Source organism: Acidovorax sp., from assembly GCF_046341535.1.
Classification (GTDB): Bacteria; Pseudomonadota; Gammaproteobacteria; order Burkholderiales; family Burkholderiaceae_C; genus Acidovorax.
Genome location: NZ_JBKDRI010000080.1, coordinates 1 through 22,898 on the forward strand (window position 1 = coordinate 1; position 22,898 = coordinate 22,898).

26 protein-coding genes and 1 pseudogene are annotated in these 22,898 nt (G+C 61.6%); 9 read left to right on the forward strand and 18 right to left on the reverse strand.

The annotated features are described in order from the left end of the window. Positions 1 to 77: 77 nt before the first annotated feature. The 4 genes from ACK543_RS05455 to ACK543_RS05470 form a co-directional block, all read right to left on the reverse strand. Positions 78 to 212: a hypothetical protein gene (locus ACK543_RS05455; protein ID WP_409941838.1), complete on the reverse strand. Its 135-nt coding sequence runs from the start codon at positions 210 to 212 to the stop codon at positions 78 to 80. Positions 213 to 269: 57 nt separating this feature from the next. Then, on the reverse strand, positions 270 to 1,142 hold the full coding sequence (locus tag ACK543_RS05460; protein ID WP_409941839.1) for an SDR family NAD(P)-dependent oxidoreductase: 873 nt from the start codon (positions 1,140 to 1,142) through the stop codon (positions 270 to 272). A gap of 67 nt (positions 1,143 to 1,209) precedes the next feature. Next, on the reverse strand, positions 1,210 to 1,701 hold the full coding sequence (locus ACK543_RS05465; RefSeq protein WP_409941840.1) for a DUF2141 domain-containing protein: 492 nt from the start codon (positions 1,699 to 1,701) through the stop codon (positions 1,210 to 1,212). A 14-nt stretch (positions 1,702 to 1,715) separates the two neighbouring features. Next, the gene (locus tag ACK543_RS05470; RefSeq protein WP_409941841.1) at positions 1,716 to 2,426 is read right to left on the reverse strand and encodes a TetR/AcrR family transcriptional regulator; all 711 of its coding nucleotides are present in this window, start codon (positions 2,424 to 2,426) and stop codon (positions 1,716 to 1,718) included. 757 nt (positions 2,427 to 3,183) lie between these two features. On the opposite strand from ACK543_RS05470, the gene ACK543_RS05475 reads away from it, so the two are divergent. Next, complete coding sequence (locus ACK543_RS05475) at positions 3,184 to 4,122, forward strand: alpha/beta hydrolase family protein (RefSeq protein ID WP_409941842.1); 939 nt, start codon at positions 3,184 to 3,186, stop codon at positions 4,120 to 4,122. 561 nt (positions 4,123 to 4,683) lie between these two features. Here the strand turns inward: ACK543_RS05475 and ACK543_RS05480 are convergent. Together ACK543_RS05480 and ACK543_RS05485 are read right to left on the reverse strand one after the other, a co-directional pair. After that, complete coding sequence (locus tag ACK543_RS05480) at positions 4,684 to 5,562, reverse strand: alpha/beta fold hydrolase (RefSeq protein ID WP_409941843.1); 879 nt, start codon at positions 5,560 to 5,562, stop codon at positions 4,684 to 4,686. Next, positions 5,540 to 5,746, reverse strand: coding sequence for a hypothetical protein (locus tag ACK543_RS05485; protein ID WP_409941844.1), 207 nt, complete (start codon positions 5,744 to 5,746; stop codon positions 5,540 to 5,542). Before ACK543_RS05485 ends, ACK543_RS05480 begins: the two co-directional genes overlap by 23 nt. Before the next feature lie 160 nt (positions 5,747 to 5,906). Here ACK543_RS05485 and ACK543_RS05490 point away from each other — a divergent pair, with 160 nt between their 5' ends. From ACK543_RS05490 to ACK543_RS05505, 4 genes and pseudogenes are all read left to right on the forward strand, one after another. Further along, the gene (locus ACK543_RS05490; RefSeq protein ID WP_409941845.1) at positions 5,907 to 6,554 is read left to right on the forward strand and encodes a TetR/AcrR family transcriptional regulator; all 648 of its coding nucleotides are present in this window, start codon (positions 5,907 to 5,909) and stop codon (positions 6,552 to 6,554) included. 409 nt (positions 6,555 to 6,963) lie between these two features. After that, entirely contained in the window at positions 6,964 to 7,971 is a 1,008-nt protein-coding gene (locus ACK543_RS05495) for an alpha/beta fold hydrolase (protein WP_409941846.1), read from the forward strand. Between the two features lie 660 nt (positions 7,972 to 8,631). Beyond that, positions 8,632 to 9,485: pseudogene (locus tag ACK543_RS05500) on the forward strand (IS3 family transposase); the annotation flags it as partial. 227 nt (positions 9,486 to 9,712) lie between these two features. Further along, a complete protein-coding gene (locus tag ACK543_RS05505) occupies positions 9,713 to 9,931 on the forward strand; it encodes a hypothetical protein (protein ID WP_409941847.1) in 219 nt (72 codons plus the stop codon). 220 nt (positions 9,932 to 10,151) lie between these two features. Here the strand turns inward: ACK543_RS05505 and ACK543_RS05510 are convergent, their stop codons facing one another. The 9 genes from ACK543_RS05510 to hpxZ form a co-directional block, all read right to left on the reverse strand. Further along, positions 10,152 to 10,697 carry a TlpA family protein disulfide reductase gene (locus ACK543_RS05510; RefSeq protein ID WP_409941848.1) on the reverse strand — a complete coding sequence of 182 codons (546 nt, stop codon included), beginning with the start codon at positions 10,695 to 10,697 and terminating at the stop codon, positions 10,152 to 10,154. 239 nt (positions 10,698 to 10,936) lie between these two features. After that, positions 10,937 to 11,620 carry a cysteine hydrolase family protein gene (locus ACK543_RS05515; RefSeq protein ID WP_409941849.1) on the reverse strand — a complete coding sequence of 228 codons (684 nt, stop codon included), beginning with the start codon at positions 11,618 to 11,620 and terminating at the stop codon, positions 10,937 to 10,939. Next, on the reverse strand, positions 11,617 to 13,188 hold the full coding sequence (locus ACK543_RS05520; RefSeq protein ID WP_409941850.1) for an ABC transporter ATP-binding protein: 1,572 nt from the start codon (positions 13,186 to 13,188) through the stop codon (positions 11,617 to 11,619). The genes ACK543_RS05515 and ACK543_RS05520 overlap by 4 nt, the downstream gene beginning before the upstream one ends. Beyond that, positions 13,185 to 13,868 carry a cysteine hydrolase family protein gene (locus ACK543_RS05525; RefSeq protein ID WP_409941851.1) on the reverse strand — a complete coding sequence of 228 codons (684 nt, stop codon included), beginning with the start codon at positions 13,866 to 13,868 and terminating at the stop codon, positions 13,185 to 13,187. The genes ACK543_RS05520 and ACK543_RS05525 overlap by 4 nt, the downstream gene beginning before the upstream one ends. Positions 13,869 to 13,870: 2 nt before the next feature. Next, positions 13,871 to 14,950, reverse strand: a complete 1,080-nt coding sequence (locus tag ACK543_RS05530; protein WP_409941852.1) for a formamidase — start codon at positions 14,948 to 14,950, stop codon at positions 13,871 to 13,873. Between the two features lie 33 nt (positions 14,951 to 14,983). Continuing rightward, the gene (locus ACK543_RS05535) at positions 14,984 to 15,901 is read right to left on the reverse strand and encodes an ABC transporter permease (protein ID WP_409941853.1); all 918 of its coding nucleotides are present in this window, start codon (positions 15,899 to 15,901) and stop codon (positions 14,984 to 14,986) included. Beyond that, complete coding sequence (locus ACK543_RS05540; RefSeq protein WP_409941854.1) at positions 15,898 to 16,971, reverse strand: ABC transporter permease; 1,074 nt, start codon at positions 16,969 to 16,971, stop codon at positions 15,898 to 15,900. Before ACK543_RS05540 ends, ACK543_RS05535 begins: the two co-directional genes overlap by 4 nt. 22 nt (positions 16,972 to 16,993) lie before the next feature. Next, a complete protein-coding gene (locus tag ACK543_RS05545; RefSeq protein ID WP_409941855.1) occupies positions 16,994 to 18,097 on the reverse strand; it encodes a BMP family ABC transporter substrate-binding protein in 1,104 nt (367 codons plus the stop codon). Positions 18,098 to 18,130: 33 nt separating this feature from the next. Next, entirely contained in the window at positions 18,131 to 18,532 is a 402-nt protein-coding gene (gene hpxZ / locus ACK543_RS05550; RefSeq protein ID WP_409941856.1) for an oxalurate catabolism protein HpxZ, read from the reverse strand. Between the two features lie 428 nt (positions 18,533 to 18,960). Here hpxZ and ACK543_RS05555 point away from each other — a divergent pair, with 428 nt between their 5' ends. From ACK543_RS05555 to ACK543_RS05570, 4 genes are read left to right on the forward strand one after another with little or no spacing between them, the layout of a single operon-like run. Then, on the forward strand, positions 18,961 to 19,431 hold the full coding sequence (locus tag ACK543_RS05555; RefSeq protein ID WP_409941857.1) for a Spy/CpxP family protein refolding chaperone: 471 nt from the start codon (positions 18,961 to 18,963) through the stop codon (positions 19,429 to 19,431). 46 nt (positions 19,432 to 19,477) lie between these two features. Then, complete coding sequence (locus ACK543_RS05560) at positions 19,478 to 19,714, forward strand: hypothetical protein (protein WP_409941858.1); 237 nt, start codon at positions 19,478 to 19,480, stop codon at positions 19,712 to 19,714. Between the two features lie 4 nt (positions 19,715 to 19,718). After that, complete coding sequence (locus tag ACK543_RS05565; RefSeq protein ID WP_409941859.1) at positions 19,719 to 20,420, forward strand: response regulator transcription factor; 702 nt, start codon at positions 19,719 to 19,721, stop codon at positions 20,418 to 20,420. After that, positions 20,417 to 21,748, forward strand: a complete 1,332-nt coding sequence (locus ACK543_RS05570) for an ATP-binding protein (RefSeq protein WP_409941860.1) — start codon at positions 20,417 to 20,419, stop codon at positions 21,746 to 21,748. Before ACK543_RS05565 ends, ACK543_RS05570 begins: the two co-directional genes overlap by 4 nt. On the opposite strand, the gene ACK543_RS05575 is transcribed toward ACK543_RS05570, so the two are convergent. Genes ACK543_RS05575 through ACK543_RS05585 form a run of 3 tightly spaced genes read right to left on the reverse strand, consistent with a single transcriptional unit; the run spans position 21,644 to position 22,878 of the window. Continuing rightward, positions 21,644 to 22,147: a DUF6713 family protein gene (locus ACK543_RS05575; protein WP_409941861.1), complete on the reverse strand. Its 504-nt coding sequence runs from the start codon at positions 22,145 to 22,147 to the stop codon at positions 21,644 to 21,646. The two genes, ACK543_RS05570 and ACK543_RS05575, sit on opposite strands and share 105 nt — an antisense overlap. A 10-nt stretch (positions 22,148 to 22,157) precedes the next feature. After that, positions 22,158 to 22,553, reverse strand: coding sequence for a hypothetical protein (locus ACK543_RS05580; protein WP_409941862.1), 396 nt, complete (start codon positions 22,551 to 22,553; stop codon positions 22,158 to 22,160). Beyond that, entirely contained in the window at positions 22,534 to 22,878 is a 345-nt protein-coding gene (locus ACK543_RS05585) for a hypothetical protein (protein WP_409941863.1), read from the reverse strand. The genes ACK543_RS05580 and ACK543_RS05585 overlap by 20 nt, the downstream gene beginning before the upstream one ends. Positions 22,879 to 22,898: the final 20 nt, after the last annotated feature.

The window sequence follows — 22,898 nt, forward strand, 5'->3', positions numbered from 1 at the left end:
AGCGAAAATCGGCCCCAGCGAGGACAGTTTTTGCCGAATTTGCAGCCCCATAGCCGAGCTATGGGGCAAAAAGGCGGTTAAAAATGGACCGCTGCGGTCGATTTGCAGCCGACGATTTCCAAGTCCGACAGGCTCCTAGAGTACACAAAGGCCCCGATGAGCGGCGAGCTCAGCAGGTGCAGGTTGCGAATCCATCGATAGGGAAGTTTCATAACTCAACTCCTCGGGCGGTTGGGGCAGCAGTGGGGCACAGATACGTCGCGGAATCTTCACGCCGGTTTACGCTCTGGATCAAGCGGGCGCAGCAGCCGCTCGGACAGGGCCGCGACCATGGCGCGCGGAGCAAAGCGGTTGGCGAACACCAGAACCTGGTTGCCCAGCCCGACCACACGCGACATCCCGCCCGATAGCATCAGCTCGATGCCCGCACGCGCAACCGCCCCCGGATCGGCGCGACTGGCTACCCCAAAGTGATGCCCGCCGGCAATGCGACGGGGATCGACCTCGTCGAAGAAAGCCGTGGCCGTGGGCCCGGGCGACAGGCAACTGACGCTGACTCCGAAGTCCTCCATCTCTTTGGCCAGCGCCTCGGAGAAGTTGAGCACGAAGGCTTTGGATGCGCCATAGGCCCCGAAATACGGTGTGGGCTGGTAGGCCGCTGCCGAAGCGATGTTCAGGATACGACCCGAACCGCGGTGCTTCATCTGGGCTCCAAAGCGGTGGCACAGTTCGGCCACGGCCACGATATTGAGCTGCAGCATGCGCTGAAGGCGCTCGGGGTCGATGGCCACATGCTCCTCGACCATGCCGAACCCGGCGTTGTTGACCAGCATGTCGATGTCAAGCCGCAAGCGGCAGGTCTCGTCAAACAGTCGCTGTGAGGCCCCTGGCTCTGACAGGTCGATGGCCAGGGGGAATACCTCGCAGCCATGCGCCTGTTGCAAGGACTCGGCCACGGCGTGAAGCCGATCAGCCCCCCGGCTGACCAACACGAGCCGGTGGCCACGCGCTGCCAGCAAGCGCGCCATCTCAAGCCCGATGCCGCTGCTGGCTCCGGTGAGCAGCGTGGTCGTCACCGGCGCCAACGGGACTTCGAAGGGCTGCGCGCTCAGGGAGCGGACGGGATGTGAATACATGGACATAAAGGTTTTCCCAAGTTAGAAAACGTAGAAACCAGCAGAAACAATGTTACCCATTGACCGTGAAAAATCAGTACCGCAAGCTCACACGCAAATCCACGGGCTTGCCAGGGGTGACCGTAAAGCGGGATTCCTCCCACTTGGGGCTGGACAGTGCATAGGTGCGGTTGTTGGACACTCCATATCCTTCGGTGGGCACGCCGAGCAGATTCTTGTCAAGCCGACCGTTGCTGTTCTCGTCGTGAACAACGGCGACCGCATAGGTGCCAGGTACCAGTTGGCTGAACACGCAAGCGCCACGAGCACCGTCGATCGCCACGCGAACGGTTCGCAGGCCCTCACCATCCGGAAAGTCGGCAGCCTCGTTGAAAAGTCGGCAATTCAAGACCCCCTGAAGATTGCGCAGCGACGCAACCTCCAGACGCAGCTGCCCGGCCTCGTCGGCTGTAACAGGCTGACCGTGGAGTGCGAGCGTCAGGCCCGCCACCAGGGCTGCAAGCCCCGAGGCGGATGCAAGGCGCAGCGAAATTTTGGCGTTTGGAATCAGAGATGGAGTGGGCATGGTGGTATTGACTTTCAGGTCAGGGTGGAGGGAATGGAATCGGTGATGGGGGCGGACCCTGCCAAGGGGCCCGAAGGCGAGCCTGAAGCAATCGCGGCAGGGGCAAGGCCGAGCCCGGCCAGGGCATCCAACACCGCCAGGCGCGTGAGGCCTTCGCCCTCGGTGTCGAACGGGGTGATACCTTCGATCTCGAGACTCACCGGCCCGTGTACCGCGGCCCAGAGTCGCACTGCGGATGCAAGCGGGTTGTCCACGCGCGCCCCGAGCGCGGCATGCGCCTGTGCAACGGCCTCTTCGAGGGCGCCAAGCGCCTGCCGGGCCTGCTGGCGTGAGAAGTCGGTAGGCACATGGTCCGGCAGCGCGTTGCCGAACATCACACGGAACAGGTCTCGATGGGCCAGCGCGAAACTGCGGTAGGACATCATGATCGGCAGCAGGGCCCGAACCGGGTCGCGGTGTCGGCGCCGCTCCCGCTCCACGGTGAAGCGCAGCAATGCGAAACCTTCTACCTTGAGCGCTTCACTCAGCCCGCCCTTGCTCCCAAACAGGGTGTAAACAACCTTGGTGGAACAGTTCGCGCGCTGCGCCAGCGTGCGCAGGGTCAGCGCCTGGGGACCTTCTTCAGCGAGCAGCTTGCCAGCGAGATCCAGCAGGCCACGTCGGGCCGCTGCATCCCCCTCGCGCCGAACGGCTTGGTAGTCAAAGCCTGGGTCGTTTGAAATCATGGGTAACAGTGTTACCAAAACAATCCGTAATGTCAAGGACTCTTTCGCGCCAGCCACCAGTTCCTTGCCGGAAGGACCCGGGGCCGCACCCAGACGTAGCAGTTGTTGCGATTTCGGCATCCACGGTTCCCCGATCACCGCGATGGCTTGCAGTGCGATGGCGACCCGTGGGGGCAGCAGAAAGGACGGGGTGATGATGGTTCCCGGCGTCGGGCAGTGTGTTGGAAGGCCGGCTGTGCGCCACCTTGATCTTCCACCATGCCTCCTGGCTGCGCGTGTTTGGGGCCCGCGAGTGACGGGCTCCGCGCTTGCGCGAAAAGCGTGTGAACCCCGCCGCCATCGACAGCTCGTAAAGCGCTGGTGATGGAAAGTAAATGTTTGGTAAGGCCTGCACACACCACCGCATGGCGAATCTAAACTGACCCGCAAGCGATGGATGTCCCGTGTTGAACTGTTCGAGGAATGCGTGATGACGACGACCTGGAATCTTGTGAGCAGTGCAACCCAGGTGGCATGTGTGAACCTGCCCAGGACTGCAAACCCTTATGCCGACCTACCAAACGTGGCTGCCACTGAACATGGTCGGCGTCGGCCCCCTGGACTTGGCAAGCTCCAGGCTCAGCGCGCTGCGGCCGTCAGCCCTCTCCCGCCGCATCGTCGAAGCTGCCACAGGCGCCAAAGTGCTGTCGGCGCGCCCTGACTCGGCTTTCGTTGCACCCGTAGTTTCGCCTTTTTTACCGCCCGAAGGAGATTCACTATGAACCGCCTGCTACTCTCACTGTTCACAGCCGCTACGGTGCTGATCGCCGCCTGCGGCGGTGGCAGTGGTTCTGATGCCACGCCCGCACCGTCGCCCTCGCCCGCACCTTCCCCGGCACCTGCGCCTTCCCCTGCACCTGCACCGTCGCCAGCACCTGCTCCGTCTGCTGCCTGGCGCGGGCCACTGAAGGTCTCGCACCAGGGCGTCAACGTCAATGTCGTGGTCGACAAACCCGCAGGTAACACCTTTGATGTGCTGCTCGTCTATCACGGTACCGTGATGCGGGACGATCTGATCATGGCGGCTGCGAATGACACGCTTGACAGCTTTCGCCGACTGATCGATGACCCGACGCTCATGGTCGTGAGCGTGGCCTACCCCGAAGAGAACTTGATGATCGGTGACAACCTTACGCACGCCGAGGCTGCGTTACTGTGGGTCAAGAACCAGGCGGCAAGCCAGCTTGGCGTCCAGATTCGCCACATCTTTCTTGGTGGCCACTCGCAAGGCGGCTACCTGGTCACACGGCTCAACACCTTGCATCCAACGCGAGGAGTCATTGCCAATGCGCCGGGCCCGCTTGATCTGGTGTTGCGCTGTCGGCTCGAAGAGGATGGAGCGATTGCCGACGGTGAGCACTGCGCGCGCCTGCGCAACGCCTACGGAACCACGGCGGCGAATCCGACCGCATACATGGCGCGGTCGCTGCGCAGTTTCACAACTGGTTACCAGGCCGACATCCTTTTCGTGCAGGGCCTGGAAGACTCGCGTCTGATCCAGATGGAATCGTGGCCGGGATTCAGAAAGCAAGTCGAGGCCTGTACGAATTGCAAGGGCGTACAGTTCCTCGAAGTGACTGGGCAGGGCCACCCTGCGCTGTTCAACAGCACGCAGGCGCGCGATGTCTTCCGCGCATTTCTCAACGCGCGGCGCTGAGCCGCCGCCCGCCTTTGCTTGGCCGGGAGTGTGCGAGCATGAAGCCAGCGCGTGGAGACAAAGCCGCCGTCCGCAAACTCAACACTGGAGGATGCCAAATTGACATCCAACTCGCCAATGCCGCTGTGCGCGAGCGGGCGCGGGCCCGTGGGGAGAAGCAACGCAGCCAGAGTGCCGCAGCACAGTTCCATCGGGGGTGTGGCGCTCAGCCTCAACTGGATTTGGCGCTCAAACCCGAGAAAGTTTGCACGCCTTGGGCGTCGTGGAACATCAGAGAGCGAACTGGTGAAACATGCGGGCCAGGTGCATTTGGCGACAGCGCGATCGACCGACATCATCAAAGCCCCGTCAGGCATCAGAGCTGAATCCATCAGGGCCACCGACTGAACGCTACTGGTATTCCCCAAGACGTTGGAGGCGGCGCAGTGTCAGTGATGCGCAAGACGTCACGTTTTCAAGTGGGGCAGCACTTTCCCCTCCACCATCAAATCGGGATTGTCGGCGCGCGGAGCTGGGCCGCCAGTCGAGGGCTGCCTCGGCGTGCAGCGCGGCCGACAGCCATCAGGCGGCACTGGCGATGAAGGGTTCGACAAGTGCGACGAAGCGGTTCGGGTCTTCGAGAAAGGGCGTATGCCCAGCATCAAAGAACTCAACCCGCCTGCGCTGGAGTAGCTCAATAGCCCTGCGATTTCTTGACCATCGCACCAGACGATCCTGGCGGGCCCAGGTAACAAGCACCGGCGCGCGAACGCTGGGCAGTTCGCGGCGAATGTCGTTTTCGGGCTCGGCAAAGCCGCGCCAGGCCTGTGCAAGCAAGGGGGCAATCTCCAGGCCCGAGGCGACGATCCGCTGGCGTTGAGCCAGGGCCGCCCGGCCCGTCAACACCTGCTCGTAGTAACGCGCAAACCACGCCTGGAACGACTCGGGATCATGCTCTGCGGCGGCGAAGCGGCGCGACATCCCTCGCGTGAACACTCTGCTCAGAAAGCCGCCCTTGTCTAGCCCGGCGGGGTTGGCGACCACCACGGCAATCACCTGGTGCGGGTTTTGGGCGGCGTACAGCAGCGCAGCGCCGCCGCCGACAGAATTTCCAACCAAGGTGAAGCGCGGCAATTGCAGCGCTTCGACGAAGGTTTGAAGGATGGCGGCGTACGTCCGAACCCCCGGCGCCGACGACGTGGGCCTGGATCGACCCTGCCCGGGCCAGTCTGGCGCGATGATGCGATATCGGCCCCGCATCGTCTCTGCCATCGCCTCAAAGTCTCCGCTTCCATGGCCGATGGCGTGCAGACACACCAGCACCGGCAAATCAGCGCCGCCCGTGTCCAGATAGCTCATCTCCAGCCCAGCCTGGCACCAGGATTGCAGCCCGCGCGTTGCGCTGACCCGATGACGGAGACAGGGTAATGGCAGCACGTCAGGACTGCCCTTCGAGCCCATCGTGGCTGCGGCTTGTCGAGCCTCCAGCGACCGCGTTCCATGCAGCAGCCAACTGCAGCCAGCGGCGTTGCATCATGAGATCTTCCCGCGATGGCGAGGGAGTCGGCTCGGTGTCAGCAGGTTCGGCGCGCGCACGGGTTCCATGGTGGGTGTCGGTGGAGCGGACCAGGGCCTGCGTGTGCATGTAGGAGTACCTCTTGCGGTGAATCATTGCATAATAGTGACGCAAAAATCATAAAACAAATCCCTGAAGCTGTCGCGGTCAGAATGCAGTACCCAGTGGGGACTTTTTAACGAGCGTCACATCCGCCGCTTCGTTTGGTCCGAAACCTATCCTTTTTTCAGTGAGCACTGAACTCGAAGAATCGCCCCCGCTGCGTCGTCGCGGCCGGCCTCCCAAAGTTTTGCCGCAAGGCACTGACCTGCGTGCTTCGCTGGTCGATGCCGCCGCGATGGAGATTCGCGAGGTCGGCTGGTTCGCTACATCAACAAACCGTATCGCAGCCCGTGCGGGACTTTCCTCAGGGGTGTTCTACAACTACTTTTCCGACAAGGTAGAAGTCCTGCTGGCTGTTTATGAGCGATGGGTCTCGCAGGAGTGGGCCATGGTTCGCGAGGTCTTCGGTGAACCCGGGCTCGGTGCTCGGGAACGTATAGACCGACTTGTTCCGTTGCTGATCGAGCACCATTCCGAATGGTCTCGTCTGAGGCACGCGCTTGCCGTGCTGGCCCGAGATGACGAGCGCGTGCACAAGGCTCGCTTGCAGAGTCGGATCAATCAGATCGACGAGGTGGTCCGCCTGATTGGCCGTCGCAGTTCCGCCAAGCTTCGGACGGCAGTGGCTATCCGGTTGATGATGTTCGAAGCCGTGGCCGATGCAATCGCCGCAGGTGACGCCGATGCCATGATTCTGGACCGTAGGACGCTTTCTGAAGAACTCGCTTCTTCACTAATAGTCCTCCTCATGAGGCCCCCGCCCGGCCGGGGTTGAGTCGTTCGTTCCGCTTGCTTTTTCCGGATCGCGTTCATTAATGGGCGGAGCGTAATCGTCGCCCGCAAAATCGGCCCGGGCTCGGCGGCCCGCAGCGCAAAACTGCTTTGGCGTCAGCCACAACTGAACAGTCACCCCTCGCGGTTGGGCCGTTCGCGTACTGCCTCGTTACAGCCATCAACCCCGGGCCCTACTGCCCCTGACAAAAATCCTTTTGTCATGGTTGCACGCGCCGTTGCACGCGTCGGTCGATAGGCCGCAATGCCACACGAACCTCAGAACAATAGATCAAAGATCATTGCTTTAATGACGCGTTCGTCATAATATATCGACCAGATCGTGTGCGGGCTTGAGTGCCCGACACGATCGCTGTCCGAGCGCTGCTCCTACATCCCTGAAAGGGTCTCTCATGTTCAAACTTACGCGCATATCCTTCGCAACTATTACCCCACTCGTCGCTACGGCCCTCGCTGTCGGCCTGGCCGTTGCAGCATCTCCCGCAGCCCACGGGCTCACACCTACCGAAAGCAATACGCCGGGCGGGCCTTCGACCGCCCAATGGAAGTCACTGGGCAAAACTTTCTCTTTCGATGGACACTCCGTCTTTTACGTTGACCAGGGCACGGGATCAACCACGCTCGCCATCCACGGCTACCCGACCTCTTCATGGGATTTCAGGCGATTACTCGGACCGATGTCGCGCGATACACGCTTCATCGCGCCGGATCTGCTGGGGTTTGGCTTCTCCGACAAGCCTGCCGCATTTACCTACTCGATCGCAAGCCATGCTGATTCAGTGGTGGCGCTAGTCAAGCACTTGGGTGTGACCAGGGCGCGGCTGATTGGCTCAGACATCGGTAATGCTGTGGTACAGGAACTGCTGGCGCGGGAGCGGGCCTCGAAGCTGCCCTTCGCAATCGAGTCCGTGGTCTTGATCAATGGTTCGCTCTTCGCAGAACAATTCAAACCAAGCAATGCCCAGAAGGCCCTGCTGAGCCCTTTGGGAGGCTTGATGAACCGGGGCGCCTCTGAGGATTCCATCGTGACCACCCTCACCCAGATTTCTGGACCAGAGCGCCGTATACCGGTCGGCGAGCTGTCGGAGGTGTGGAAGTTGCTGAACTACCCCTCCGACGCGCGCCTTCTTCACAAGACACTGCCCAGCGTCGATGAGCGCGAAGCCAACGACAACCGCTGGACCGACGCTCTGTGCTCGTCGAACACACCGCTGAAACTATTGGTGGGCACAGCCGATCCAACGGGTAGCAAGGCCATGGCGGAGGCACTCACAGCAAAATGCAAAGGTGGTCGCCGTTTCGCATTGCAGCAATTCGATAAAGCTGGGCACTTCCCCCATGTGGAGTATGCGCAGGAAACGGCCCAAGCCATCCTGGCGTGGCGTGAGGGCGGATACTGAACCACACGGTATTCCCGCTCCGGGACTGACTTCAATCAGCGAGGGCCCTGGATGGCCTGAGCATTCGAGCACAGGGCCTGATTCAGTCATCCAACAATGGATTTGGTGTGCCCTTGCCCAACCGATGCGCTGATCATCCTCGAACTTCGGCACGTTTCGTCTTCATCGGCTGCTGGCTCCAATCGTTCGTCGCCCATGACCGCTCGCGACTCCGTGTTGCTTGCGGGATGGACATAGCGCTGGGCCTTGTGTTCTCCTGATCAAGTCCGCGACCTGTGCCGGTGGCTCACAGGCTGGACGGTGTCGGCCTAGCCCGTCAATGCGGTCGCTGCACGCGCCCGCGACCCGCTACCCACCGTCCGCGCCTCCATCGATCTGACTGCGCTGATGGTAGGTACGACGCCTGGGCCCGACGCCCCCGGCTGTACAACCGTGAAGAGCTAACCCCCACGAATCTGTCGAAGTTGGCGGTGGTCGATTAAGAATCGACCGCAGCGAACAAATTTTTGTCCTTTGTGCTGCATAGCGAGGCAAAAAGGCTACCGACTCGGCGAGCGAGTTCCTCGCAGGGACCGACTCGCGCTTTCGCCCCTCAAAATGACCTTGCCCCGGAAAACGTATCTCTTGCTGAGTGATTCAATCCAAGCAAGGAGAACGGAAATGACGAAGAGGATGACCCGGGCGCGCTACACGCTGGAGTTCAAGCAGGAGGCCGTGCGCCTGGTGGAAGGAGGCCAGAGCATCGCGGCGGCGGCCCGCACGCTGGGGGTGGTGGATCAGACGCTGTTCAACTGGGTCAAGGCGTACCGTGCCGGCAAGCTCACCGGTGCCGACAGCAAGGTCGTGAGCGCCGAGCAGATGGAGATCAGCCGGCTGCGGGCCGAACTGGCGCGCGTGACGATGGAGCGCGACATCCTGGGAAAAGCGACGGCGTACTTCGCAAAGGCAGCGAAGTGAAGTACGCCTTCATTCAAAGCCACCGGCGCGTGTGGCCGATCTCGGTGCAGTGCCGGGTGCTGGAGGTCAGCGTGGCCGGCTTCCACGAGCACTTCGTTCGCCGTGCCAGCGATGTGCAGCGCCGCCACCTCAGCGACGACGCCCGGCTGGTGCACATCAAGGCCATCCACGCCGAAACGCACGGCGGCTACGGCTGGCCGCGGACGTGGAAGGAACTGCTGGCCAGGGGCATCCGCGTGGGCAAGGAGCGGATGCAAAAGCTCATGCAGCAGCACGGTATCCGCGCCAAGGGCAAGAAGCGCTTGAAGGTCACCACGGACAGCAACCATGACCTGCCAGTCGCGCCCAACCTGCTCGACCGGCAGTTCAACGTGGTCGAGCCCGACAAGGTCTGGGCAGGTGACATCACCTACATCGCCACCGACGAAGGATGGCTGTTCCTGGCGGTGGTGATCGACCTGTTCAGCCGCCAGGTGGTCGGCTGGAGCCAGCGCCAGGACATGACGCGCGACATCGTCAACGACGCGCTGCGCATGGCGTGGTTCAAGCGCCAGCCGGTATGGTGCAGTCGACGTGGCCCGTGCCGGCGTCGCGTTGATGCTGGCAGGGGGCTTATCGCGGGCTGTCGGACCGGGCAGCCGGGCCCTGGTGTTCGCCAACCGCTTCGCGCCCCGCACCATGGTGGCGGCACTGTCGAAGCGGCTGCTGCGGCGTGCCCAGCGCCGACCCGCATGACCGCCGAACCGCTGCCCCACGAGTGCCCCACCCCTTCCGGAGCTCTGTCATGAAACTACCCCATCGTCTACTACGTCTCGTGCACCTGCTCGGTGCCCCATTCGTCGGGGCCTTCGACTATGCCGAGCCTCTTCGCCATGCCAGCACCTATCTCCTGCTCGTGCAATGGGTTATCTTTCCGCTCATGGCGGGGGCAGGCGTGCGGATGTGGCTCGGCCCGCAGCTTGCCCGTCAGCATGCCAGCGCCCGCGACGCGGTGCGCCGATGAACTGGCCTTCAGCAGCGTCCCGTCGCGACCATGCGCCGGCTTGGGATTAAGCCCTTGCTGGTACTGATGCCCTGCCCCAAACAGATGCGTTCATGATGTTGGCGCTTGCCTTCGTTGGCAAGGCCCTCATCATGACACGGCTTCGCAGCGCGACTGCGCAGAGGTACCGCCTGAGACGCCACGGCGATTCGATGCAGATGCAACGGACGGGGTGAGAGCCTCAGACCCCCAAACGACGACGCATTTCGCGCACGTCGTCGTAGCCACCCTTCATTTCCTCCACGATTTCACCTTTGTGGTTGGTAACGGCGAAATAGGGCACGGAGCGAATATTGGCGCGCTTGGTAAAGCTGCGATTCATGTCCAGCAGCACTGTTTCGCTGTGTTGCCGGGCATAGTTTTGAAGAGCCTCAGGCTTGTCCATGCCAATCACCAGAAACACTGGCCGGCCATCGGCTTCAACTTGCTGACGCAGCGCAGAAATGGTGCCCTTCATGCGGCGGCAAGCGGGACACCAAGGCGCGACCACGATGGTGAGGCAGCGCTCTTGCAGGCATCGCCCACCCACCATCACCTGCGAGCCCGAGGCACCGTGGCTGAACTCGGTCACGAGTTCGCCGGGTATCTTTGCAGGTCGGTACAGCAGAAAAACGCCGCCACGATGCCGATGGCAGCGAGCCAGAACTTGTTCATGAAAGCCCCTCCTGCGCGCGTCGTAGCGTCCAGGTTGATGTTGTCCAAACCCGCACGCGTTGCCCAGCGTCATTGAACAGCCAGGAAAAGAAAGCGCATGAAATCAAGTATGGCATGCGGTTTGAGCATCACCAGCCTTGACACCGGAGTGGTCTTGGGGTGCTGACCTTGGGGCAGTTACGTAAGTTGGGGCGGATTGAGGCTGACTCTGCTGAGAATGAGAGGCACGGCGCACAGACCTCTGGGGAGCCAGTGGGGGGGGCCAAGGTCAGCGAGGTCTAAAACCCCTCAGCACAAGCGCACACCTTGAGGTTAACGATGCAAGCACGACAGCGCGCTGCAAAGCATCGCCTGCTCGCTGGTCCAGCCGACGATTGCGCCCTGCGCACGCATCATTTCCAGCGTGGCCTGCTTGAATGCGGGAAAGTAGCTGGCAGTGCAATCCTCCAGCACCAGGCACTCGAATCCCCGGTCGTTGGCCTCGCGCATGCTGGTTTGAACGCAAACTTCGGTGGTCACGCCCATAAAAACTAGATATTGGATATCCGCCGCACGAAGAAGCCGCTCCAGACCCGTGGCATGAAATGCGCCCTTGCCAGGTTTGTCGATGACCCACTCTCCGGGCGCTGGGGCCAACTCATCAATGATTTGATTGCCAGGTTCGCCAGCAACCAAAATGCGCCCCATGGGACCTTCATCACCAACGCGCAATCGGGGGCTACCCCTCAGGAATTTGGCCGGCGGGCAATCTAGCAGGTCGGGGCGGTGCGCCTCGCGGGTGTGCACTACACGACCCCCGGCTTGTCGCCAAGCGTGCAACACTTCTTGGCAAGCCGGAACGATGCTTCGCAACAGGCTGACGTCATTGCCTAAGCTTTCGCCAAAACCACCAGGCTCCACAAAATCGCGCTGCATATCGATGATGACCAGGGCCGTGCGCAGCAGATCGAACACAAAAGGGAAAGGCTTTGCTTGATCGATATGAACGGTGGTCATGCGGCCTCCTGCATGGGGTCTGTCTCGTGACTTCCGGCCATGTGCGCGCCCAGTACCTCGCGCTGGGCTTGTGCCGTTGGGGTTTCATGCACGATGCGCCCCTCGCTCATGACCACGATGCGGTCGGTGAGGGCCAACAACTCGTCCAAGTCCTCGCTGATCAACAAGACCGCACCGCCGCGCTCGCGCACTGCTCGAAGTCGGGCGTGGATTTCAGCAACGGCTGCAAAATCCAGCCCAAAAACCGGGTTGGCGGCGATCAACACGCGAAGGTCGCCCGACAACTCGCGGGCCAACACGGCCCGCTGCACATTGCCGCCCGACAAACTGCGAATGGGGGCTTGTTCAGACCGGGTCTTAACCCCGTACTGGGCAATCCATTCCCGGGCGCGGGTGCGCCAGCGCGCCTGGCGCAAATGCCCCGCCTGCACCCAAGGGGCTTGGTCGAAGTCGCGCAGGGCCATGTTCTCTGCCACGGACAGGTCCGCCACGCACGCGTTACGCAACGGCTCCTCGGGCAGGCTGCGCACCTTCAGCCTTCGGTTTTGCTCGCGGGTGGCTTCGTAGGCCTGACCATCCACCTGCACCCGTCCTGCCAAGCGGGGACGTTGCCCGACCAAGGCCTGTAAAAGCTCGCGCTGCCCGTTTCCGGAAACACCGGCAATACCCAATATCTCGCCGCTGTGCACCTGGAGGCACAGGTCCCTGACGGCCAGCACCCCTCTGTCCCCCATCACGTTCAGCCCTTGGATGCTCAAGGCGGTGTCGGAGGCGGGGCTGATTGGCGAGGAAGCAGCGGGCGCAAAAGGGTCACCCGGCGGGACGGCAGCACCCTGCCCCGCCTCAGACTCCCCCACCATCGCTCGCGCCAGTTCGCTGGCATCGGTTTGGGCAACCGCTCCATGGAACACCCTTTGGCCTCGCCGCAAAACCGTGACCTGATCCGCGTAGCGCGTGACTTCCCGAAACTTGTGGGTAATGATGAGAATCGAGCAGGTGCCTTCGCGCGCAAGGCTGCGAACGTGGCCCAAGACCTCGTCGGCCTCTTGTGGGGTGAGCACGGAGGTCGGTTCGTCGAGGATAAGCAGTCGGGGCTGCAGGTAAAGCTGCTTGAGCAGCTCCAGTTTTTGCTTTTCACCTGCGGCCAAGTTGGCGGGGCTGGCGTCCAAATCCAAAGCAAACGGCGTGGACTTCAGGAATTCGCTCAAGGCGCGCCGGTGGGTACTCCAGTGAATCCAGGCAGGTGTCCGGCCGCCGGCGAGCAGAAGGTTTTCCGCCACGCTCATGCCTGGTGCCAGGGTGAAGTGCTGGTAAACCATGCCGATGCCCAACTGCCTCGCCACAACCGGGTTGGCAATGTCCCGCTCCCGGCCGTCGATGAGCACACTGCCCTCATCGGCGCGATGAAAGCCCGCCACGCATTTCACCAAGGTGCTCTTCCCTGCACCGTTTTCGCCCAGCAGCGCATGCACTTCGCCCGGCTCGATGCGCAGGTCCACCGCATCCAGCGCCGTGAAGGCACCGAAGCGTTTGGTCAGGCCCACAGTCTGCAGGGCCAGCGCTTTCATACGCTGAGCGCCGACAAAAGCGCTGAAGATGGAGCGTGCGCACCAAACACGCCGTGCTGCATCGTGATCATTTTGAGTGCGGCTTCGTGATTGCCTCGGTCTGTCGCCGCGGTGCAATCCGACAAGAGCAGACACTCGAATCCCCGATCATTGGCTTCACGCATGGTGGTATGAACACACACATCGGTGGTGATACCAGTCAGCACAAGGTTTTCGATGCCTCGGGTGCGAAGAATCAGTTCGAGGTCGGTGGCGCAAAAACTCCCTTTGCCAGGCTTGTCGATGATGACCTCGCCGGGCAGCGGTGCCAACTCGGGGATGATTTCCCAGCCGGGCTCGCCGCGCACCAGGATCCGCCCGCAGGGCCCATCGTCGCCAATGCCTGCACCGATTTGCCGGCTGCGCCAGCGCTTGTTGGCGGGCAGATCGGACAAGTCGGGACGATGACCCTCCCGGGTGTGAATGATGGTGTAGCCCTGCTCACGCATTTGAGCCATCAAGACTTTGAGAGGCTCGATCGGCGCGCGGGTCAGGCTGATGTCATAGCCCATGCTGTCCACATAGCCACCCACGCCGCAGAAGTCGGTCTGCATGTCGATGACCGCCAGCGCCGTGTTTTGAGGGCGCAGATCGCCGTTGTAGGGCCATGCGTAGGGGTGGGCGTTAACGTATCGGCTCATGGTCAGGCCACCTTTTGGGTGTTGGTATCAGAGATTCCAAGGGCTGGTGCAGCCGCAGACGACCGCAGGTGCACAGGCACAGCAGGCGCTTCCTCCGCACCTCTGTAGTCGCGGGTGGGTGGCGCAAAACCACAGGACTGACCGTCCGTGTGGCGCACGGACCACGGCAGGCGGTAGCGACCGTTCACCATATCCTGCATGAAGGTGTAGGGGCAGTCTTGCGCGCCCCCTTTGACCGCCACATAGGCGCGGTGGTAGAGCTGATAGGGGTTGTTTTCCACCCCCCACCCCTCCCGGGCCTGGCGCACGAGATCTGGCCGCATCTCGCAGGTGATGATCTCATCGGGCCGACCACCGCCCTGCACCATGATTTGCCCCTCGTAGTCGCAAAACATGCCTTCGCCCATGGAATCAAAAGTGCCGTCACTTCCGCACATGCACACGCTGGCGGTGTAAGCCAGGTTTTGAAAAGCATTGCTTTGGTTGGTGATGCGCCAGGCGTGCCGAATGGGAGCGGTGTACCCCGCAGTGCGAATGATGATCTCCGCACCCTTGTACATGGCCTCACGGGCCATTTCCGGGAACATGCCGTCGTGGCAGATGATGAGCGCGAGGCGACTGCCCTTGGGGCCCTCGCACACCGGCAATCCCACGTTGCCCGGCTCCCAGGGTTCAACCGGCACCCAGGGGTGGAACTTGCGGTAATACAGACGCAAGGCACCCTTGTCGTCGAGGACGATGCCGGTGTTGTAAGGGTTGCCATGGGGGTTGGCTTCTATGATGGAAAAGCAGCCCCAAATGCGGTGGGTTCGGCACGCCTCGGCGAACGCCGCGACCTCGGAACCGTCCAGGGTGCACATCAAGGCGGGGTCGGTGTTCATCGACAACCCATGCAAGGCGTACTCAGGAAACACCACCAGATCCATGCTTGGCATGTTTCGGCGCGCTTTTCCGACCAAATCGACGATTTTTTCAGCTTGAGCAGCCAACTGCGCTGGCGTGTCCACCACCGGCAATTGCAACTGCACCAGACCCATCACGACGCCAGCGTCGGACTTGTTCAAACCACCCAAACCGTTCATGTCTCACTCCTGCGTTGTGGCCGAAGCAGCCGATCACCGGGAGGACAGCTCGCCCGGGCTTCCCGCTGCAAGTTGGCCTGGTCGACAGCTCCACACCAAGATCACCAATGTCAAAACATAGGGCACCGTGTTGAAGAGGTGATATCCCCAACCGATACCGACTGATTGCAAGGCAGGCCCCACCGCGCCTGCACCGCCAAATATCAGGGCGGCTGTCACGCAGCGGCGGGGGTCCCAACGTGCAAAGATCACCAAAGCCACTGCGATCAAGCCCTGGCCGCTGGAGATCCCTTCGTTCCAAGAGCCTGGGTAATACAAGGTCAGGCACGCACCCCCAAGGCCTGCCAACATGCCGCCTGCAGTGGTGGCCAACACCCTGAGCCCGCCCACGGAATAACCCAAGGCACGGGTCGCGTCGGCGGAGTCCCCTGCCATGCGTACCAGCAAACCCCAACGGCTTTGCCGCAGGCCCCAATGGAGCAACCATGCCAAAGCCACACCCAAGGGCACCAAGGGATTGATCGCCAACGCGGAACGCAGCGCTGGATGCTGGCTCCACTCCCCCAAAGCCCAGGCTTGCAGTTGCGGTGCCTGAGGCTGGATCAAAGACTTGCCCCAATAGAACGCGAGGCCCATGCCCAAGAGCATCAAAGCGATGCCGGTGGCCACATCGCTGACCCTTGGCAATGAACACAGCAGACCGTGCAGCAGGGCCAGCAGGGCACCGCTGACCATGCCCGCGCAAACGCCGATCCAGGCCGAGCCGCTCAGGTACGCACCACCAAACGAGGCCATGGCGGACAACACCAAAACCCCCTCCAAACCCAGGTTGATGCGACCGGCCTTCTCGGTCAAACACTCACCAAGGCTGACGAACAAAAACGGTGCACCGACACGAAGTGCTCCGCCCAGTATGGCCAACATCACGGTCAAAAGAGCATCCCAAGTCATGGGGCAGTTCCGTCGGACAAGCGTCGAGGCGGTGGCACTTCAATGCCGAACAACCAAGCGAAAAAGCGTTGCCAATTGACATCGCGCAGGGCTTCACTTGCAAGGATCAGGACAAAGGCCATCCCTTGGAGTACCAGCACCGAGGCGTCCGGCAGGCCGAGACGGCGTTGCAAAAGACTACCCGCGGCCCCAAAACCACCAAACAAAATAGCCACTGGAATGATCGCCAGTGGGTTGTGCCGTGCCATAAACGCCACCAGAATCCCTGCATAACCGTAATTGGCGATCAACGATGCATTGGCCGCCGTGTGGACCGCCACGACCTCAACCGCCCCGGCCAGCCCAGCCGCTGCGCCACCCAGCGCGCAGGCCAGGAGCACCAAACGGGTGGCCGGCAGACCCACCAACTGCGCGGCTTTCATATTCCCCCCGACCACGCGCACAGCGAATCCGCTGGGCAGAAACTTCAGCCACCACGCCGCCAGCAAGCAAGCCACCACACCCAGCAACAGGCCGCCGTGGACATCGGTGCCCCAAAGCCCACCCATGCGAAGACCTTCCTCCAGGGGCAACGTGGAAGGTTTATTCAGGCTGGCTGGGTCTCGCAAGGGCCCTTCCACCAAGTGCTTGAACAAGCCGATCGCGACATAGGCAAGCAACAAGCTCGAGATGGTTTCGTTAACCCCGCGCCACTGCCGCAGGTAACCTGCCAGCATCACCCATGCGCCGCCGGCCACCGCGCCACACAAGCAGGCAAAGGCAGTGCCAGCACCACCGAGGCCCGCCAGTTGGGTGCCGAGCCATGCGCTGGCCAAGCCACCGAGCACCAAAGCTCCTTCGCCCCCGATGATGATCAGACCGGCCCTGGCTGGCAAAGCCACGCACAGCGCCGTGAGCATCAACGGCGCGGCTCGCTGCAGCGTGTTTTGCCAGGCAAAGCTGCTGCCGAAGGCGCCCTTCAAGAGCAGAGCCCAGGTTTCGACGGGCGACACACCGGCCAGGGCCACGAACCCCCCAAACAGGAGGAGAGCCAGCAAGATGGCGGCGATGGGGACGGCGATGTGTCGCATGGGCGCGGACGCTTGCGCGCGCTCAGATCGAGCCGATGACGCCTTCGACCAGGTAGTTCATTTTTTCCAGCTCGATGTTGGTCTGGTTGAGCGACTTGCCGGCCGGAATCACCACATTGCCCTTGTTGTCCTTGAGTTGGCCTTTGAAGATGTCGAACTTGCCAGCGATCATGTCGGCCTTGATGGCGTCGGCTTGCTTTTTGGCCGCATCGGTGACCGCAGGGCCGTAAGCGGACATCTTGACAAACCCTTCCTTCAGACCGCCCCGCACGAAGTTGGGGTGGGGCTTGCCGCTGCGTGCTGCTTCGATGAAGGCGGTGTAGGCCGTCAACCAGTTCCACTCCGCGCCCGTCAGGTAGGCTTGGGGCGCGAGTTTGGCCTGCGAGGCGTGATAGCCGCATACCATCTTTCCGCGCTTGGCCGCTGTTTCGACGATGACTTTCGGGCCGTCCACGTGCATGGTGAACACATCCACACCCTGATCGGCCAGGCTGTTGGTGGCTTCTGCCTCCTTCACCGGCAAGGACCAGTCGCCCGTGAAAATGACGCTGGTGGTGATTCCCGGCTTGACCGAACGTGCGCCCATGGTGAACGCGTTGATGTTTCGCAGCACTTGCGGAATCGGCTTGGCCGCGATGAAACCGAGCTTGTTGCTCTTGGTCATGTGCCCAGCAATCACGCCGTTGAGGTACTGGCACTCGTCGATGTAGCCAAAGAAGCTGGCCGTGTTTTTGGGGTGCTTACCCTCGGTCCACAAGCCTCCGCAGTGGGCAAAGCGCACGTTGGGGTACTTTTGAGCAACGCTCAGCATGTGGGGGTCAAAGTAGCCGAAGGAGGTGGGAAACAACAGGCTGGCGCCATCCTGCTCGATCATGCCGGCCATGGTTTTTTGCACTGCCACGGTCTCGGGTACGTTTTCCTCTTCAACAACCTTCACGCCGGGCAACTTTTTCAGCATAGCAGCGGCCTCTGCCTGCGCTTGGTTGTAGCCAAAATCGTCACGCGGCCCCACATAGATCACACCCACGGTCATGGGCTTTTGCGCCCATGCACTGGGCAAAATGCCTGTCGCGCCCATGGCGGCCAAAGCTTTGAGAGTGTCGCGTCGTTGAATCGGGAAGTTCATTTCAAGCTCCTAGGGTTTTCAAGGTGGGGTTGATCAAGGGTTCTCGGGGCAGTCTTGGCCCCAACTCACATGGGCTGACACCACCCGCCATCCAGCGGGGGTACGTATCCAGGTTTGGCTTTGACGTCCTCGACGTTGAACATCAGGTCGCCAAAATTCGACTTGTGCCGTGGCCAGGTCATGCCCCCAGGTGCACAAGGCGGTTCGAAGAAGCTCGCGAGGGAAGCCTTTTGCGGGCTGAGCTGCTCGGTGGTTTTTGACCGCGGCCATGCCGTACTGCTCGTCTTCGAATCCGTAACGCACGGTGTTGGGGCTGTCATAAAACAACTCGTCCAGCACCGGCACATCGTTGGCCACCAGTGCGCGCTCGTAGCGATCGAACACCTGGCGAAACTCGCTCATCACGTCCGGCATGTTTGGTATCCAGTCGTTCATGAGTGCTCCGAAGCAGGAAATATGCCCGGTAATAGATTGCCTATCCCCGCAGAGGTCCGCCAGCCTGCCAATGACCCGCACTCCTGCTCCCGCCATGGGCGACTAGAGTGCGTGATCCAGGCAGGGTGCGCCCTCACGCCTCGCGAGGGGACTGGCAACGCCAAATCGGGGAATAGATGTTTCAGGGGCACCATTTTTGTGCATCCAATCTTGTATTCAAGATGGTGCGCAAAGAGCGTGCCAGCCAGTCGCCTGAAGCGGGCATCAATCGCTCCCCAGGGTGCAGCGCGGATCGACCCTTGCAGCCAGAGCGTCGGGCCGCAGGCAGAAACAAACCGAAATAAACCGCGACTTCCCTGCAACCTTTGGACGCGAACCCGACGGCACCATGACGGTGTGTTCAACCAAGTCCTATCAAGGAGCCTGTCATGAAATCCTGGATCAAGCGCAGTCTGATTGCGCTCACCTCAGCCACCGTTGTGTTTGGCGGTCTTACGGCCTGCGGTTCGCATGGTGACCATGCCCGCGGCTGGAGCGAAGAGCGCGTCTCCGAAATGCGCGGGAAGGCGGTCAAAAAGATCAGCAGCAAGCTGGAGCTCAATGCTGTGCAAAAGTCCAAGCTCTATGTGCTTGCTGACGAGCTGGTGGCCTCGCGTAAGTCGGTACGCGGCGAGTCGGGTGATTTCCGTAGCGATCTACAGGCGCTGATTGCCGCCGATAAGTTCGACCGCAGCAAGGCCCAGCAGATGCTCGATCAGAAGACTCAGGCGCTGCAGGGATCGGGACCGAAGGTCCTGGTCGCCTTCGCCGACTTCTACGATAGCCTCGATCCCGCGCAGCAAAAGCAGGTGCGCGAAAAGCTGGAGCGTCGTGGCCACGGCTGGTGGAGCCGTGGCTAGAGCCTCCCGTGAAATCGCCCGGCAAGGGCGCCTTCATACCGCGACCTTGCTGGCCGAAGCCAAAGATCCGCACGCTGAGCTGCTCACCCTGATTTGGGGGCCGCAGTTTGACCGGGAGCACGCGCTGTCCCTATGGGCGCGGTTTTCCCTTTGTCAGCCCGCGCAAGCGGTCCGGTTGTTACCGGTGCTGATGTCGGTGGGCGAGCGTTTTGATGCCTTGGCGCGTGTCGAAAAAGACCGCCTGCGTCGCATGATCGTGCGCCATCGGGCTCTGTCAAAATGAAGCGATGGGCCGCATTCTGTTGATCGACGACGACGAGAACCTCGGGCCCCCGCTTGCCACCTATTTTCAGCGTTTCGAACTACAGCTCATCCACGCCACCCGTCCCAGTGTCGGGCTTTCGCTGTTGCGGGGCGGAGGCTTTCATGCGGCCATCCTTGACGTTATGTTGCCCGAGATGGACGGCTTCGAGCTATGCCGAATCATCCGCAGGGACGACGATATTCCAATCATCATGCTGACGGCGCGCGGCGACGTGATGGACCGCGTGGTGGGCCTGGAACTGGGGGCGGACGACTATCTGCCCAAACCCTTCGAGCCCCGTGAGTTGGTTGCCCGCCTCCAGACCGTGCTGCGCCGGAGCAGGCACCATGGCAACGGGCACGCGGCCGCGCCCGATGTTGCGACTATGCTGAGATTTGATGGGCTGGAGATCGACGTCGCGCGCCGCGCCGTTTTGCGCTCTGCGCAGGAGGTCGAGTTGACCGGTACGGAGTATGAACTATTGCTGATGCTGGCGCGCGAACCCGGCCGCGTGTTCAGCCGCGACGATATCCTCAATCAGTTGCGAGGCCACCAGGCCGACCTCTACACCCGCGCGGTCGACATCGTGATCAGTCGTCTGCGCAAGAAACTCGAGCCGCTAGACTGCATCAAGACCCTGCGAAACGCTGGCTACTCGCTGGCATTGAGGAGGCTGGGCGCATGAGACGTCACAAGTCCTCTGCCTGGCATCGCACCAAGCACCGCGTGGCGCATTCGATCAAGCTGCGGATGGTAATGGTGTTCCTTTTGCTGGCGGCGGCGATGACCTTTGTGTTCGTTATCGGTGTACAAAAGGCTTTCACTGTGGGTTGGCGCGAGGCAGCGCGGCCCATCCTCATGGACTATGTGGACCATCTCGCTGAGCAGATGACTGCCGGCGGACCGACGCCCAGCGTGGAAAACGCCCAGGCGATCACCGAGCGCCTGCCGCTGACCGTGCGGATCGATGGGCCAGTCATTCGCTGGGCCTCGCACCCAGATGCCAGGCCCACAAACAAGGAGTGGGGAGGCGGCAAGGACTGGCCAGCCCTTCTGAATCGCCAAAGCGCAGACGGCCACCGTATCGAATTTGGCCTCAACGGCGAGGTCTTTGAGCGCAGGCCGCGCCTGGTCGGCTACGCGCTGGGCGCCCTGCTGGCGCTCACTTTAATGGCCTGGCTTTACGTGAGCCGCCTGCTCAGGCCGCTGGACGCCATCGGCGAAGGCGCACGACGCTTCGGCCTGGGCGACTTCAGCCAACCGATTCCAGAGCGTGGTCGCCATGGCCCGGACGAGCTGGGCGAGCTCGCCAAGACCATCAACACCATGGGCTGGGACATCCATCAGATGCTGGAGTCCAAGCGAGCCTTGCTGCTGGCCATCAGCCACGAGCTGCGCAGTCCGCTCACCCGTGCGCGGCTGAATGCCGAGCTGCTGCCTGAAACCGACGCCATCCGCCCGCAGCGCGACGCGCTTCTGCGCGACGTGCAGGGCATGGCCTCGCTGATTAGCGACCTGCTGGAAAGTGAGCGCCTGTCCGGAAACCACGTTGTACTGCAGCGCACGCCGACCGACGTAGCGGCGCTGGCGCGCGAGGTGGCGGGTGAGCTGCAGGCGAGCCATGCAGGCACCACACGCGCAACCGTATCGGCACCCGAAGGCATGCCGATGGTTTCGGTGGATGCGGCGCGTGTACGGCTGCTGTTGCGTAACCTGATCGACAACGCACTGCGTCATGGCGGCAAGGCACCCGTGGCACCCTCGGTAACGATTTCGAAAAGCGCCGATGCGCTGAGCATCGAGGTGCGTGACCACGGTCCCGGCGTTCCAGAGGAACAGCTGTCGCAACTGGCGCAGGCCTTCTACCGGCCGGACAGCGCCCGCACCCGCTCAGCTGGTGGCGTCGGCCTAGGACTTCACCTGTGCCGCCTGATGGCGCAGGCGCACGGCGGCGCGTTCACGGTGCAAAACGCGCACCCGGGACTGTCCGTGACGGTGACTTTGGCCGCGTGAGTTGGACCACCGCCTTTTTGCCTTGGTGGCGGACGCCTCCATGCCAAGGAACATGACGCCCAGGGCTGCGGGACCCAGAATCAAGCTCCAGGACAGCGGCGAGGTGAACGTAGACACTGGATCATTGGCCAGGCGCCAATGCAGCAGCGCGTGAACAATGCAAAACACAGCAAAACTGATGCGGCTAGCTCGTTGCAACGTGTCGTTGGCATGGTGCGTGAGCGCGACTAGCGCCCAAAACAGCGGTATGTGGATGGCAACAAACCACCAGAGGCCTTGTTCGTCAGCCAAACTGCGCAACACGTAAAGCAAGCGCCACTCAGAATGCGCCATGGCATCCAGCTCATGGGTGAATAGCACTGCCAGCATCAGCTGCGTGATGATGTTCGGGGCTTTCATCTTGAAGCTTTCAAGTGGAACGGTCCGATTTGAAATGCAGCAACAGCCCCAGCCCCATGAGTGCTGCAGCGCCCATATCAATCCACACGACTCTCGCTATGGACGGCCCATGCGCATGCAAGGCAGCGATCAGCACAAAACCCAACATGCTGATCAGCGTAGCGATACCTGCAGGACAACGCCAGCCAGGGATCGCAACAGCGACAAAGCACGCCGTGGCGAGCAAGCCAAAGAGAAGGGCGCGGTGCTGCATGAGAATAGTCAAGTCATGGCCCTCGCCCAGCGAAACGCCGTATGTACCCTCCAGCAAAGGACGCCCCAACAACCCAGCCACGGGCAAGACATGGATGAGCCCTGTGGCAGCAAAGCTCAAGCGGATCACCCATTCATTGATCGTTGGATTCACGACTTCTCCTTCGCCGCAATGAAATACAGCAACTGACCCAAGGAGCCGGCGACGACCGTGATGACAATCCAGGGCCAAATATCCTTCCGGTGTTTTTCGCATCACGCCACATCCAAACCACGATCAGCGCCAAGGCCATAACAAGATCGGCAAATATCTGGATTGACCCGTAGCTGTGAGTTACGGCGCCCAAAATGCCAACAAACCCGTCTTTCCAAAGTGCGGCAGCAGTGATTGCCCCAAGGGCGATCAAAGCGACAATCAAAGGTGGTTTGTTCACACAATTTCCTTTCAACGCGCCAACAGTGTCTATGGCGTTCTGCATCAGCGCAATTACGTTTGAGG